The organism is Citrobacter sp. CK189, from assembly GCF_030333505.1.
GTDB lineage: Bacteria > Pseudomonadota > Gammaproteobacteria > Enterobacterales > Enterobacteriaceae > Citrobacter_B > Citrobacter_B koseri.
This window is the reverse complement of record NZ_JAOWFV010000038.1, coordinates 33,386-47,682: the sequence shown is the minus strand read 5'-3', so window position 1 is coordinate 47,682 and position 14,297 is coordinate 33,386. Positions and strand designations below refer to the sequence as shown.

10 protein-coding genes and 1 pseudogene are annotated in these 14,297 nt (G+C 55.0%); 3 read left to right on the top strand and 8 right to left on the bottom strand.

Annotation, left to right across the window (positions count from 1 at the left end; translation table 11 throughout):
- Nucleotides 1-43: 43 nt before the first annotated feature.
- The 3 genes from OGV83_RS10220 to OGV83_RS10210 form a co-directional block, all read right to left on the bottom strand.
- On the bottom strand, nucleotides 44-886 hold the full coding sequence (locus OGV83_RS10220) for an aldose 1-epimerase (RefSeq protein WP_071258078.1): 843 nt from the start codon (nucleotides 884-886) through the stop codon (nucleotides 44-46).
- On the bottom strand, nucleotides 886-2,325 hold the full coding sequence (locus tag OGV83_RS10215; RefSeq protein ID WP_049009092.1) for a sugar porter family MFS transporter: 1,440 nt from the start codon (nucleotides 2,323-2,325) through the stop codon (nucleotides 886-888). The genes OGV83_RS10220 and OGV83_RS10215 overlap by 1 nt, the downstream gene beginning before the upstream one ends.
- A gap of 71 nt (nucleotides 2,326-2,396) precedes the next feature.
- Nucleotides 2,397-5,663, bottom strand: a complete 3,267-nt coding sequence (locus OGV83_RS10210; protein WP_286463535.1) for a DUF5107 domain-containing protein — start codon at nucleotides 5,661-5,663, stop codon at nucleotides 2,397-2,399.
- 114 nt (nucleotides 5,664-5,777) lie between these two features.
- Here OGV83_RS10210 and OGV83_RS10205 point away from each other — a divergent pair, with 114 nt between their 5' ends.
- Nucleotides 5,778-6,971 (top strand): ROK family transcriptional regulator, encoded by a 1,194-nt coding sequence (locus tag OGV83_RS10205; RefSeq protein WP_047461977.1) that lies wholly within the window; start codon nucleotides 5,778-5,780, stop codon nucleotides 6,969-6,971.
- A 184-nt stretch (nucleotides 6,972-7,155) separates the two neighbouring features.
- Here OGV83_RS10205 and glyA read toward each other — a convergent pair whose 3' ends face one another.
- The gene (gene glyA, locus OGV83_RS10200; RefSeq protein WP_024130115.1) at nucleotides 7,156-8,409 is read right to left on the bottom strand and encodes a serine hydroxymethyltransferase; all 1,254 of its coding nucleotides are present in this window, start codon (nucleotides 8,407-8,409) and stop codon (nucleotides 7,156-7,158) included.
- A gap of 326 nt (nucleotides 8,410-8,735) precedes the next feature.
- On the opposite strand from glyA, the gene hmpA reads away from it, so the two are divergent.
- Both hmpA and OGV83_RS21615 read left to right on the top strand, forming a co-directional pair.
- Nucleotides 8,736-9,926: an NO-inducible flavohemoprotein gene (gene hmpA, locus OGV83_RS10195; protein WP_012131231.1), complete on the top strand. Its 1,191-nt coding sequence runs from the start codon at nucleotides 8,736-8,738 to the stop codon at nucleotides 9,924-9,926.
- 4 nt (nucleotides 9,927-9,930) lie between these two features.
- Nucleotides 9,931-10,026: pseudogene (locus tag OGV83_RS21615) on the top strand (hypothetical protein); the annotation flags it as partial.
- Here the strand turns inward: OGV83_RS21615 and glnB are convergent.
- The 4 genes from glnB to qseE form a co-directional block, all read right to left on the bottom strand.
- Entirely contained in the window at nucleotides 10,023-10,361 is a 339-nt protein-coding gene (gene glnB / locus OGV83_RS10190) for a nitrogen regulatory protein P-II (protein WP_002914032.1), read from the bottom strand. The pseudogene OGV83_RS21615 and the gene glnB sit on opposite strands and share 4 nt — an antisense overlap.
- Nucleotides 10,362-10,437: 76 nt before the next feature.
- Entirely contained in the window at nucleotides 10,438-11,772 is a 1,335-nt protein-coding gene (gene glrR, locus OGV83_RS10185; protein ID WP_024130114.1) for a two-component system response regulator GlrR, read from the bottom strand.
- Entirely contained in the window at nucleotides 11,772-12,515 is a 744-nt protein-coding gene (gene qseG, locus OGV83_RS10180; protein WP_112001756.1) for a two-component system QseEF-associated lipoprotein QseG, read from the bottom strand. Before qseG ends, glrR begins: the two co-directional genes overlap by 1 nt.
- A 23-nt stretch (nucleotides 12,516-12,538) precedes the next feature.
- On the bottom strand, nucleotides 12,539-13,969 hold the full coding sequence (qseE, locus tag OGV83_RS10175) for a two component system sensor histidine kinase QseE/GlrK (RefSeq protein WP_047461964.1): 1,431 nt from the start codon (nucleotides 13,967-13,969) through the stop codon (nucleotides 12,539-12,541).
- Between the last annotated feature and the right edge of the window lie 328 nt (nucleotides 13,970-14,297).

The window sequence follows — 14,297 nt, the reverse complement described above, 5'->3', positions numbered from 1 at the left end:
TGGCGCAAGAGAGCATTAACAGGCGAATAACATCTTTTTTGGCCTAAACAACAGCGATTTGCATCGCGAAATGGCACTGGTCTCCCTGAGCTAAAGCCTGGAGTCCCGGTTGCCCCGGCATGTTGTGGGCATTTACCGGGTGCGACTGCGGTTCCAGACACAAGAATGACTCCCCTTGCATTCTGAATAGCATAAGCCAGGGCGTTTGCGATAAAAGAGTGACCTTCATCACATCACGCTGCACAATCGCCCGCCCGCTCCAGCCGGAATACCCTACGTTAAGCCACGCATCCTCGCCATATTGCGCGCCGGAAAAATCCGCCTGCCGGGGAATATCGCTCTGCCATTCCTGCGGCAGATGCAGCTTACCTTCCGGCCAGTAACCGCTGGCGGCAAACTGCACGGTACTGTGACGATCAAAAGCAAAGTACGGGTGGAATCCGCAACCATAAAGCATCGGTCGTTCCCCCCGGTGCGTTATCGTCAGCGAGGCATGAAGCACAGCGGCGTCCAGCTGATAGTGAAGATCCGCGACATAATCATAACCGCACGCCATTTGACGACCTGAACGCAGATGACAGGCATCCTCATGAACGGCAATCGTATCCCAGCGCCTGAGCCAGCCGTCACCGTGCAGAAAGAAAACGGCATCCTCCTCATGCCGGGGAAGATTCACCTCCTCTCCCCTGAACAAAAAACGGTTTTCGGCAACGCGATTAGCGACCGGCAGCATAGGGAACAGGCCGCATTCGCCGGGTTTTACGCCGCATCCTTCACGTAAAACGGCCTGCTGATGCGCTAATGAAAACAAACTCAACAATCTGCCGCCCTGTGGATCAACACGCATCCGCAGATGCGTGTTTTGTAATGTCAGCGTATCGTCCATTACCGTGCGCTTCGCTGTTGAGTTGACGGGCTGGATTTCACATGCCGCGCCGCCAGTTGCTCTTCCAGCGCCTCCAGCGTCACGCCTTTCGTTTCAGGCACATTGCGCAGCACGTAGAAATACCCCATCGCGCAGATAACGCCGTAAAGCAGGAAACTGCCCGCCGCTCCCAGCCCCGCATTAAGCAGCGGGAACGTGTAGGTCAGCAGGAAGCAGGCAATCCAGAGCGCCAGCGTCCCCAGCGACATCGCCAGACCACGGACGCGGTTCGGGAAGATTTCCGACAACAGAACCCAGGTGACTGGCGCCAGCGTCAGGGCGTAAATCGCAATAGCCGCCAGCACCAGCACCAGAACCGGCCAGCCCATAATCCCCATCCCGTAAGCGGCGGCAATCAGTACATAAATCACCGTGAGTCCTGAAGCGCCAAACAGCATCAGTTTTCGGCGACCAATTTTATCGACCAGCGGCAGCGCTGCGAGGGTGAAGACGAGGTTAATGATCCCTGTGGCGACAATGGATTTTAACGTTCCGTTGATATCAAACCCTGCGGAAGCGAAGATCTCCTGCGCATAGTTGAAGATCACATTGATCCCGCACCATTGCTGGAAGACGGCCAGCACCATACCGATGATGACAATCGGTTTAATCTGCGGCTGCAACAGCGTTGACCAGGCCACTTTGTGGTTGTCTTTCAGCAGAGTATGTTCTATTTCCCGCAACGTCTGCCCGGCATACTCCGCTGAGCCAATCCGTTGCAGCATGGCGCGGGCGCGTTCAGGTTTGCCCGCTTTGACTAGCCAGCGCGGTGATTCCGGCACAAAGAACATCAGAACCAGAAACGCCAGCGCAGGCACCAGTTCCGCGCCAAACATCCAGCGCCAGCCCATCTGCCCATTCCAGCTTTCAACAATTGCCTGCCGGGTCGCGTCGGTCGCCACTGGTTCAGCAATCATCAGGTTAATGAGCTGGGCCGCCAGCACGCCGATCACGATCGTGAGTTGGTTGACCGCCACAAAACGGCCACGCTTTTCCGCCGGGCTGACTTCCGCGATGTACAGCGGGCTAAGGGCGGACGCCAGGCCGATTCCTACGCCGCCAACGATACGGTAAATCACAAACATATCGAAATTGCTGGCGACAGCGGTTCCCCAGGACGATGCGCTGAACAGAATAGCGGCCAGAATCAGCGGCATTTTTCGCCCAAATTTATCAGCGCACCAGCCGGACATCAGTGCGCCAAAGATACAGCCGACCAGCGCGGAACTCATCGCCCAGCCGGACTGCGCGGGATCGGTAATTGAAAAATAGGCTTCGTAGAACGGTTTGGCGCCGCCAATCACCACCCAGTCATAGCCAAACAGCAAGCCGCCGCAGGCGGCAACCAGACAGATAGTCCAGACATAACCGATTCTTAAATGTGTCTGCGTGTTATTCATTATGATTCCTCTTTCAGGGAAACGCAGGGAACAGCAGGTTTCAGGTGGAGTCGCCTCCACCTGTTCAGGGTCTATTGAAATAACGGTATGTTGAGCGCATGGCGCAGCAGTTGCGCCTTGTCATGCGTCGGATTGCGTTGCAGGAGCGCGTTTAGCGCCTGCTGGCACGCCGGGATATCGCCCAGCCCCAGATGGCCCAGCGCGGTAATGAACAGACAGTGCTGCTGGTGTTTCTCCTGCGCGGGTGTATCCAGTACGACCAGATCCGGTAACGATACGGCGAAGAAATCGACGTCGGGAACCTTGTCACGCTGCGTCTCCACCCATTGCAGGAAACTCTGGAAAAGAAGGTTCGCTTCAGTGCAGTCACCTGACGCTTTCAGCGCCATCCCCTGCCAGAAGAGATAATCCACCGGCTGGTCATTGTAGTAACGTCCCGCGTCCAACGAGCTGCCTCCGCGAGTCGCGCGGGTGAAATAGCGCTGCGCCTCATCATGATGACCTTGCTGGCGCGCGCAATAGCCCAGCAAATACCAGATGTCATTATCCGTTTGTCCCGGTAAACGCCCCTCGCCGAGATTGTGCGGATAGTGCAACGCCTGCTGAAGCAAAACGGTGGCGTTTTGCGGCTCGCCACGGCGAATAGCCTCCAGCGCCTGATGGATCTGATTCAGTAAATATTGCCCGGTGGCTTTGCCCTCCCCGCCTTCCCAGGGGTGAAAAACACGTTCGCGCAACACCCCGGCGGCCGCTTCGTAGCGACCGAGGCTATTCCATACGCTAAGCAATTCCACGGTCAGATCGTCGCGATGGAAAACAATCTCTTTGCTGGCCTCCAGCCGTTGTAAACGCGCCTCGGCTGGCGCTGCCATCAGTTTGTTCAGATAATCCAGCTCAAACAGGAAGCGGGCATTCTTCGGCTCCAGCGCAACCGCCTGAGACAGGTATTTCAGCGCTTTCTGCGCATCGTGCTGTTTGTTCCAGGCGTAAATCCCCAGCAGCCGATGCACCGGCGCGAAATTCGGTTCCTGCTCCAGCGTAAACTGCCAGCAATTCACCGCCTCTTCATAACAACGTTTGCTGTACCAGAAACAACCCAGCAGATAGCGAGCGAAGGCGCAATCCGACAGCGTTTGCAGCATTTGCACTTCGTCGAGCGTGTTGGGAAAACGAACGCGGTTGTGCAAACAGTCGCGAGCCAGCGCAATAAACGGTTGCGGATCATCACTCAGCGACGCGCGCCACAGCATGGGCAGCGTCTCCTGGCTGTCGAGCAGCGTCAGCACCGCGCGGGCGGCCTCTTTTTGCCCACAAGAGACCAGCCAGCCCGCCAGCTCGCAGGCGTTGGTGCCACGGCGCCCGGTAATGGCGATAAGCGCCTCTTTCGCCGCCTCATCCTGACGGATAGCCCAGCGCGCATAATGCAGGGTGTAACTCAGCGGGTACTCAATAAGCTGCTGTGAAATATACGCCAGCGCTTCGGTTGTGCGCCCGAGTCCGGCCAGAGCCAGTGCTTTCAGCCCCATCGCCAGATTATTGCTGCCATTAAAGCGCAAACTCAGATTCACTTTCTCCAGCGCATCGGCGTAATCATTCCGCTTCATGGCGATTCGCGCCAGCGACCAGAAGGCCGCGTCACGACAGTTGCCGCTCCAGCTGGCTTTGTAATAGTGCTCACGGGCGAAGTCGTCCTTGCCCTGGCGTTCCAGCGCGGCGGCCAGCAGCATACTCGCCTCCCCATCACGCGGATTTTTATTGAGCTTATGCGCCCGCTGTAAGGCAGACTGCGCACAGCGCTCTGCCTGCGCCCAGTCCGCACGATTCAGCGCCAGCGTGCCCAACGCGACATTGTTGCGATAGTCATGCGGGTCCACGTCCAGCGCTCGCTGGTAATACTCTTCTGCATAGCGGCTGGCATGGTTGTACTGCTCCAGATGCTGACCAATAAAATAGAGCTCATCAGTACTGGACAGCGCCTCTGGCAGCTCGGGCGCGCAGGCCGCTTTCGGCAACGGCAAGTCCTCCGCGATATGCTCCTCATACGCCAGCAGCGTGACGCCATCACGACGGGCAACGGTCATTTTCACCCGCGCGTGGCCCGCGTCAGAAAGATCGGCGCGCCAGCTTTGACCGGGTTCCAGCGTGAGTGTTTTTTCAAAGAACGGTTGCCCCTGGGCACAAAGCGTTACCTGAACGTCATGTAGCGGCGCAACGGCATAAACGCCGGATGAAAGCTGGTTCCCTTCTCGCTCAAGGCGCAGCGCAAGCTGCGTACTGGCGTTTTGCACCATGCCCAGTTCACTGTAGGGCAGGAAATTTTGCACGAAGACTTTCTCTTCATACGGCGCAAGCCAGGTAAAATCAGGCTGGTTGTCGGTGAAGACCCCGGTCATGAGTTCAATGTACGGGCCGTTGTCATCGGTCAGGTTGCGATCCCAGGCCACGCCAAAATCACCGTATCCCCACGTCCACTGTTTTTTACCCGGCGAAATATGGTGGTCGGCCACATGCAGCAGCCCCCCTCGTTCGCCATGATGCCAGGCGCCGACAAAATCATAATCTGACTTTTCAGCCATATAAGAGGTCGGCACCGGTACATTTTTATAACGCGAGATATCCACGCCGGCGGAGTAGTCCACTTTGTAATAAGTGCCCGTCGCGATCGGAAAGGCGGAGACATCCCGTTTACCGTGGTCATATACGGCAGTAACGTCCGGCGGGAAGACGCTCTGGTGGTCGTCTCCGCCTTTCACCGCCGGGTTCGCCCACCACAAAAAATGGCGCGGCGTAGCGTTGCCGTTAAAGACTTTTCCGGTGATTTCAATTAATGCCCGATCGGGGTACAGCGTAAATCCGGTCATCACCTGCAAGCCGCGCATAGGTTCCACTTCCCCCATCCACACGGTTTGTTCTCCGTGTTCGCCCTGCTGACAGGTAAAATCCACCGGCATAAATGTGGTTGGACGGTGATGCTGCGGCCAGTTAAATTCAATCCCACCAGAGATCCACGGCCCCAGCAGCCCGACCAGCGCGGGTTTCACCACTTCGTTGTAGTAAACAAAATCACGCTGCTGCACTTTGTCATACGCGCGATGAATACGTCCGCCCAGCTCCGGCAGCAGCATGATGCGAATAAAATCATTCTCCATCCAGACTGCCTGATACTCGCGCATTTCACGTTCACCGGTCAGCGTATCGATGACGCCATAAGGATAAACCGCGCCTGAAGACCCCTGATAAACCCGCTTTTCCAGGAACATCGGGTTCGGATCTTCTTCGCCGGTTGTCCACGTAGGGAGTGAGAGTGTTTCCTGCCAGACCTTAACTGAACCGTACATGTCATTCTCCACTAAACAAACAAAAGTAAAATTTCACCTTGCTGCTATTCTGGGGCAGATAACTGGCGTTAAAATACGCAATGCTCACGCAATATAGTTAAGGGAGTTAAGTGTATGCAGCGTACAGGGTTCAATAACGCCCGGGTCAGGCAAGCCAACAAGCAGATCTTTCTGTCGCACCTGTGGCGTGAAAAACAGCTCAGTAAATCCCGGCTGGCGCAGCTCAGCGGCCTGTCGATTCCGGCGGTCAGCAATATTCTGGAGGAGTTGATCGATGAGGGAAGAATTTGCCATTCCCGGGAGACGTTAAGCCAACGAGGGCTGAGTAGCGGCAGCTATCATCTGCCCGAACAGGGAGACTGGACGCTGTGTATGAACGTGACGCCCACCAGCATCACCAGCCAGCTGGCAGATGCGCGTCTGGTCGCCGTAGGCGACTGGCGCCATGCGGAGATCAATGCCGGTTCGCCAAAAGCCTTGCTGACCGCGCTTGCTGCGCACTGGCGGGAATATCGTCAGCGCTATCCCGACGTGACCATCAATCTGGCATTAGGCGTTCACGGTCAGGTCGATCCCATTACCGGGGCGTCAAAAACCATGCCGCAGGCACCGTGGAAAACCCCGGTTGAGATTAAATATTTGCTGGAGGAGATGCTCGGCGTACAGGTGCGGTTAGACAATGACTGCGTGATGCTGGCGCTGGCGGAGAAGTGGCAAAACCCGGCGGCAAACCGCGATTTCTGCGTCATTAACGTCGATTACGGGATTGGTTCCTCCTTCGTCATCAACGACAACATCTGGCGCGGCAGTTTGTATGGCAGCGGTCAGATCGGACATACCATCGTCAACCCGGACGGGGTGGCCTGTGATTGCGGCCGCTACGGCTGTCTGGAAACCGTGGCCTCGCTCAGCGCGCTTAAAAAGCAGGCCCGACGGTGGATGAAAACGCAGCCCACGGCGGATTGCGACCCAGAAACTATCACCATCGATCAACTGATTACCGCCTGGCAACAGGGCGATGTCCGCATCCAGGCCTGGGTGGAACACGCCGCCAGCGCGATTGGCCTGAGTTTATATAACTTTCTGAATATCCTGAATATTAACCAAATCTGGATTTATGGCCGCAGTTGCGCCTTTGGCGAAAGCTGGCTGAATACGCTGGTGCAGCAAACGGGGTTTAATCCCTTTGATCATGGCGATAACCCGCAGGCAAGGTCCACCCGGATCGGCTTTGGCACACTCAGTCGTTCGCAACAGTTGATGGGGATCGGCTATCTGTACGTCGAATCACAGCTAAACGCGCTCTGAGTATAAGTCCGACACCCTGCGATGAAAGGAGACTCGCTTGTCGAATGAAAAACCACCGGCGCGGTATTAAAATTATTCATATAACCGGGTATCAAAGTCACGCCTGGATTCGCCCACACGGCGTGACCCGGAAATAAAAAAGGCTTCCCGCAGGAAGCCTTTTTCACGATGCCAGGCGTATCGCTTACGCGTAAACCGGGAAGCGTGCGCAGATGTCCAGCACTTTGCCTTTGATGCGCTCGATAACCGCTTCATCGTTGATGTTGTCCAGCACATCGCACATCCAGCCAGCCAGTTCTTTGGCTTCTGCTTCTTTAAAGCCGCGACGCGTAATGGCCGGAGAACCGATACGGATACCGGAAGTGACGAACGGGCTCTTCGGATCGTTCGGCACGCTGTTTTTGTTAACGGTGATGTTGGCACGACCCAGCGCGGCGTCAGCTTCTTTACCGGTCAGGTTTTTGTCCACCAGATCCAGCAGGAACAGGTGGTTCTCTGTACCGCCGGAAACCACTTTGTAGCCACGGTTCAGGAACACTTCCACCATCGCTTTGGCGTTTTTGGCAACCTGCTGCTGGTAGACTTTGAACTCCGGTTCCATCGCTTCTTTCAGCGCCACCGCTTTACCGGCGATCACATGCATCAGCGGGCCACCCTGAGCACTAGGGAAAACGGCAGAGTTCAGTTTTTTGTACAACTCTTCGTCACCGCCTTTCGCCAGGATCAGGCCGCCGCGCGGACCCGCCAGGGTTTTGTGCGTGGTGGTGGTCACAACGTGAGCATGCGGAACCGGGTTCGGATAAACGTCTGCGGCGATAAGACCCGCGACGTGCGCCATATCAACAAACAGGTACGCGCCAATGCTGTCGGCAATTTCACGCATTTTTGCCCAGTCAACGACGCCGGAATAAGCAGAGAAGCCGCCGATGATCATCTTCGGTTTATGAGTCTGAGCCAGCTTCGCCATCTCTTCGTAGTCAATTTTACCGGACTCATCGATGCCGTAAGGCACGATGTTGTACAGTTTACCGGAGAAGTTTACCGGAGAACCGTGAGTCAGGTGGCCACCTTGCGCCAGGTTCATACCCAGAACGGTGTCGCCCGGTTGCAGCAGCGCAGTGTAGACCGCGAAGTTAGCCTGAGAACCAGAGTGCGGCTGGACGTTGGCGTAGTCTGCGCCAAACAGTTCTTTCGCGCGGTCAATCGCCAGTTGCTCAACGACATCCACATATTCGCAACCGCCGTAGTAGCGCTTGCCCGGATATCCTTCAGCATATTTGTTGGTCAGCTGAGACCCCTGCGCCTGCATCACGCGCGGGCTGGTGTAGTTTTCGGAGGCGATCAGTTCGATGTGCTCTTCCTGACGTACTTTTTCCTGCTCCATAGCCTGCCACAGTTCGGCATCATAATCGGCAATGTTCATTTCACGCTTTAACATCCGCATCTCCTGACTCAGCTAACGATAAATTTTTGGCCTAAAAAGGCAATCCCGTGGGACAACGGCCAACAGTATAACCGAATCATTCTGCGATAACAGGTCTTGACAAAGGATTTTACGCAAACGATTACCTTCATGCTGTACAAGGCTTTGTCGAATGAAGACCTTACGAATTTCAACGGATTTCTTTTCAGGTTTGTGATGCAGATTTTTCACGTTGTAACGTTAAAAACGCAAAGTTACAAAGAACCATTTACAATACAGGGTTATTTTTTATAAGATGTATTTGACATACATCATTAAAGTCTCAGATAAAGGAAGACAGTATGCTTGACGCTCAAACCATCGCCACAGTAAAAGCCACCATTCCCCTGCTGGTTGAAACCGGTCCAAAACTGACCGCCCATTTCTACGATCGCATGTTTACCCACAACCCTGAACTCAAAGAAATTTTTAACATGAGTAACCAGCGAAATGGCGATCAACGTGAAGCGCTGTTTAACGCCATCGCGGCCTATGCCAGCAATATCGAAAACCTGCCTGCGCTGCTGCCTGCGGTAGAAAAAATCGCCCAGAAGCACACCAGTTTCCAGATCAAACCAGAACAGTACAACATCGTTGGCGGCCACCTGCTGGCAACGCTGGACGAAATGTTCAGCCCAGGCCAGGAAGTGCTGGATGCCTGGGGTAAAGCGTATGGCGTTCTGGCCAATGTCTTTATCAATCGCGAAGCGCAAATCTACAGCGAAAACGCCAGCAAGAATGGCGGCTGGGAAGGCACTCGTCCGTTCCGCATCGTCGCGAAAACGCCGCGCAGCGCCCTGATTACCAGCTTTGAATTTGAACCGGTCGATGGCGGCCCGGTCGCAGAATATCATCCGGGTCAATACCTGGGGGTCTGGCTGAAACCGGAAGGCTTCCCGCATCAGGAGATCCGTCAGTATTCCCTGACCCGCAAGCCGGATGGTAAAGGTTATCGCATCGCAGTTAAGCGTGAAGATGGCGGTCAGGTTTCCAGCTGGCTGCACAACCACGCAAGCGTCGGCGATATCGTCCACTTAGCCGCTCCGGCAGGTGATTTCTTCATGGATGTCGCAACGGATACGCCTGTTTCCCTGATTTCCGCAGGCGTAGGCCAGACCCCAATGCTGGCCATGCTGGATACGCTGACCAAAGCCAACCACACCGCGCAGGTGAACTGGTTCCACGCGGCGGAAAACGGCGACGTGCATGCGTTTGCAGATGAAGTGAGCGAGCTGGGTAAAACCCTGCCGCGCTTTACCGCACATACCTGGTATCGCGAACCGACAGAAGCCGATCGTGCGAATGGCGCGTTCGACAGCACAGGTCTGATGGATTTGAACAAACTGGAAAGTGCGATCAGCGATCCGGCAATGCAGTTTTATCTGTGCGGTCCGGTCGGCTTTATGCAGTTTGCTGCGAAGCAGCTGACAGGGCTGGGCGTGAAAAGCGAAAACATTCATTACGAATGCTTCGGCCCACATAAAGTGCTGTAATTAAGTCATGCCTGATGGCGCTGCACTTATCAGGCCTACGGGATTTTGTAGGCCGGATAAGGTGTTTACACCGCCATCCGGCAAGCACGACGCGGCTTAAATTGCCGCGTCGTCTTCTTCGCCGGTACGAATACGAATCACGCGCGCAACGTCAAAGACAAAAATTTTACCGTCACCGATTTTCCCCGTCTGCGCGGTGCGAATAATGGTGTCAACGCAGGTATCCACAATATCGTCGGTCACCACGATTTCAATTTTCACCTTCGGCAGAAAATCCACCATATATTCCGCGCCACGGTACAGCTCGGTATGGCCTTTCTGACGCCCAAAGCCTTTCACTTCAGTAACCGTCATACCGGTAATGCCTACCTCAGCCAGCGCTTCACGGACGTCGTCCAGCTTGAAGGGTTTAATAATCGCATCAATCTTTTTCATGCTATTCCTTGAAAAGGTCGCCTGTCTTTTAATCTGATAAACGTAACATAATTCACGCTACTTTACGGCATGAAAACTACTCTTTGAAATCGTTTGCATCCAACTCATGGCGCGAGAGCAGCTTATAAAATTCCGTCCGGTTACGCCCTGCCATTCTCGCCGCATGGGTGACATTCCCTTTGGTGATTTGCAGCAGTTTACGCAAGTAGTTAAGCTCAAACTGATTACGCGCCTCAACAAACGTCGGCAGCGCCGTATTTTCGCCTTCCAGCGCCTGCTCCACCAGCGCGTCGCTGATAACCGGCGAGGAAGTTAACGCCACGCACTGCTCAATAACGTTCACCAACTGACGCACGTTTCCCGGCCAGCTTGCGGTCATCAGTCGCTTCATCGCATCCGTTGAAAACGCCCGCACAAACGGTTTATGCCGCTCTGCTGACTGGCGCAGAAGATGATTCGCCAGCAGCGGAATATCTTCCGTACGCTCCGCCAGCGTCGGGATCTTCAGACTCACCACGTTCAGACGGTAATATAAGTCTTCGCGAAATTCACCCCGCGCCATCGCCTTAGGCAGATCGCGGTGCGTTGCGGAGATAATGCGCACATCAATATCGATATCGCGATTGCTGCCAAGCGGTCTGACTTTGCGCTCTTGCAGAACGCGCAGCAGCTTAACCTGTAACGGCGCGGGCATATCGCCGATTTCATCAAGAAACAGCGTGCCGCCTTCCGCCGCCTGAAATAACCCTTCACGGTTGCTGACCGCGCCGGTAAACGCCCCGCGCGCGTGGCCAAACAGTTCGGACTCCAGTAGCTGTTCCGGCAGCGCGCCGCAGTTAATGGCGATGAAAGGTTTACTGCTGCGCGGGCTGGCGTTATGGATAGCCTGCGCGAAAATCTCTTTCCCGGTGCCGCTTTGCCCGTTAATCAGCACGCTGACATCCGATTGCGCCACCATCCGCGCCTGTTCCAGCAGGCGTATCATCAACGGACTGCGCGTAACGATTGATTCGCGCCAACTGTCATCCATTGCCGGCGCCGACTGTTCAAGCGCGTCATCAATGGCCTGATACAGCGCATCTTTATCGACCGGTTTGGTCAGAAAGCTAAACACGCCTTTTTGCGTCGCCGCCACCGCATCAGGAATAGAGCCGTGTGCGGTCAAAATGATGACGGGCATACCGGGCTGGACTTTCTGGATTTCCGTGAACAGCTGCATGCCATCCATTTCATCCATTCGCAGATCGCTAATGACCAGATCCACTTTTTCGCGATTCAGTACGCGCAGCCCTTCCTGACCGCTTTCCGCCGTCACGACGCTGTAGCCTTCGCTGGTCAGGCGCATCCCAAGCAGTTTCAACAGCCCCGGGTCATCGTCCACGAGCAGCAGATGTGCCGGTTTGCGGCTTATCATGGCGTTACCTCATCTTGTGGCAGTGTGGAAGATGCGCCGTCATCAGGCGCTGCGGGTTTATCATTTCCGTGTGTCGCGTCAGGATTGTAGTTGCCTGCGGGTTTGCGCGTGGAGAGCTGGCGCTCAATATCAGTCAGATTCTCCAGCTTGCGCGTCGTGAGATCGAGCTGCGCCTGTAAGTGCTGATGCTGCTGACGCAATGTATCAAGCTCGCTATCCGACGCTTGCTGGAGTTTACTGTAACGCTGGCGCTCTTCGGCAAGCTGTAGCTGTAGCGCCTGGCCGTCGCGCCAGAGCTGATAGAGCGGGCGCACCTGAGCGGGAATTTGCGCGCTTAGCGCATCGAGGCGAGTGACCATATCGCGCCGTTCAAGGGGCGTAATTTTAGCATCCGCCAGCAGAATCCCGCGTTTGAACGTGTTCTGCCAGCTGCCATCTTCCAGCGCCCGCGCTTCATTGCGTGACTGAACAGGCAACAGGCGATCGGCACAATCAATCGCCCGCAGCCAGTAAAGCGGATTGTTATCCGTCGATGGCCCTTTGAGTAACCAGATATCCGTACAGTCGGTAGAGAGATAATCCGCCAGCTGATACGGTGGAATTTTTTCCTGCGACGCATCATTTACGACATGCTTCGCGGCATGTGGCGCGCACCCCATCAGCACCAGGCAAGGCACACTCGCTAACCATCCTCTTCGGGGAAATAATCGCTTCAGAACTCGAACAAAAACGTGTGGCATACTCACCAGGCTTAGCTTCATTTTTAGTGGTTTTTCGATGCAGATAGCGGCAGTTCGATACGGAAGCAAACTTCTTGCGCATTCTCATCGACCAGATACAGTTCCCCCTGCATACGACGGATGCAGTCCCTGGCGATACTTAACCCTAATCCGCTCCCCTTCACCGCACCTTTACGCTGATGGCTTCCCTGGAAAAAGGGTTCAAAAATCATGGCCCTTTCCGCTTCCGGGATCGGCGTGCCCGTATTGATCACATCAATGTGCGCCTTTGAACCATATACATTGCTGCGAATACAAATGTTACCGGATTCAGCGCCATAGTGCACCGCATTGGAATAAAGATTGTCCAGCACGCTCATTAATAGCATCGGCTCGGCCAGACAGCTGTCGATAGCCAGCCTGACCTCGGTATGCATCATTTTAGCGCGCGCAGGCAAACTGTGAGCGGAAACCACCATATCCACCAGCGGTTCAAGCTCCACGGTTTCCATCTCAATCGCGCTGTCCGCCAGTTTCCTGTTGTAATCAAGCAGTTGCTCAATCAACTTCTGTAAGTTGCGGCTGCTATCGTCCAGAATGCCGACGACCTCTTTTTGCTCCGGCGTCAATGGCCCCACGACCTGATCGGCCAGCAGCTCTGTCCCTTCGCGCATACTGGCCAGCGGCGTTTTCAGCTCATGCGACAGGTGACGTAAAAACTGATGCCGTTGGGATTCCAGCCAGGACAGACGTTCACTCAACCAGATAATGCGCTGCCCCACCGAACGCAGCTCGCGCGGCCCGGTAAACGATACGGTATTTCCCAGAGAGCGCCCTTCTCCCAGCCGGTTAATCATCCGTTCTATCCCTTTCACCGGCCCAATGATCATCCTTGTAAAAAGCAGTACCATCGCCAGACTGACCAGAAACAGCACCAGCGCCTGCCAGCCAAAGAATTGTCCGCGCTCTGCGATTTCCTGCTGTAACTGCTGCCCGCGCGAGAACACCACCGTGCGCGTTGCCTGCACCATTTCCGTATTGGCGTTGGCAAAAGCCTCCAGCCGCGCGGCGGCGGTAGCGTCAGGGCCGCTATTTTTACACTGTAATTGTGCAAGACCGTTCAGATCATCGCGTAGCGCCTGGTAAAGTTTAGCGTCCGGCAATACTCCCGCATGTGCGTCCAGCATTTCGCTGTAGCGTTTTCGCTGGCTCTGATACACCTTCGCCAGCGTACGGTCGTCGAGCACGCAATATTGCCGGTAGCTGCGCTCCATCTCCAGCGCCACGTTGGTCATCGCTTCGCTGCGCCGGGCATCTATCAGCGTGGTGCGGTTAGTCTGCGCCGCCTGGGCGCTGAGCGCGTTGAGACTTTGCCAGGCCTGCCAGGCCAGTACCAACAAAGGCAACAGAATCAGCAGAAATGCCAGCATAACCAGTTGTCGCAAGGACCGGGGGAAAACAGACCAGCGCTTCAAGGCGTTACTCTCATCGGATAAGGATACAAGGATGCTAACCGAGGGGAACATCAGATACAACAAAGCCGGGATTAACCCGGCTTTGTTATGGAATAAGGCGGTGCCTAACTCGACGTTTCGCCCGGTGGTTGATAAAGCGACGCTATTATCAGAAGTTGGACGGCAGGCACCTTGTTGTGCGTCATTCGAAGTTTATGTAGCGCTTCCCGAAGGGGCTGACATAAGAAGGTGAATGAGCCACTGGTTACTATTATGCAGTAAGTGTGCCAATTTTAAAAACAAATAATTAACATTATGATTTTATTTGGTTTTATAGAGAAACCGTCAC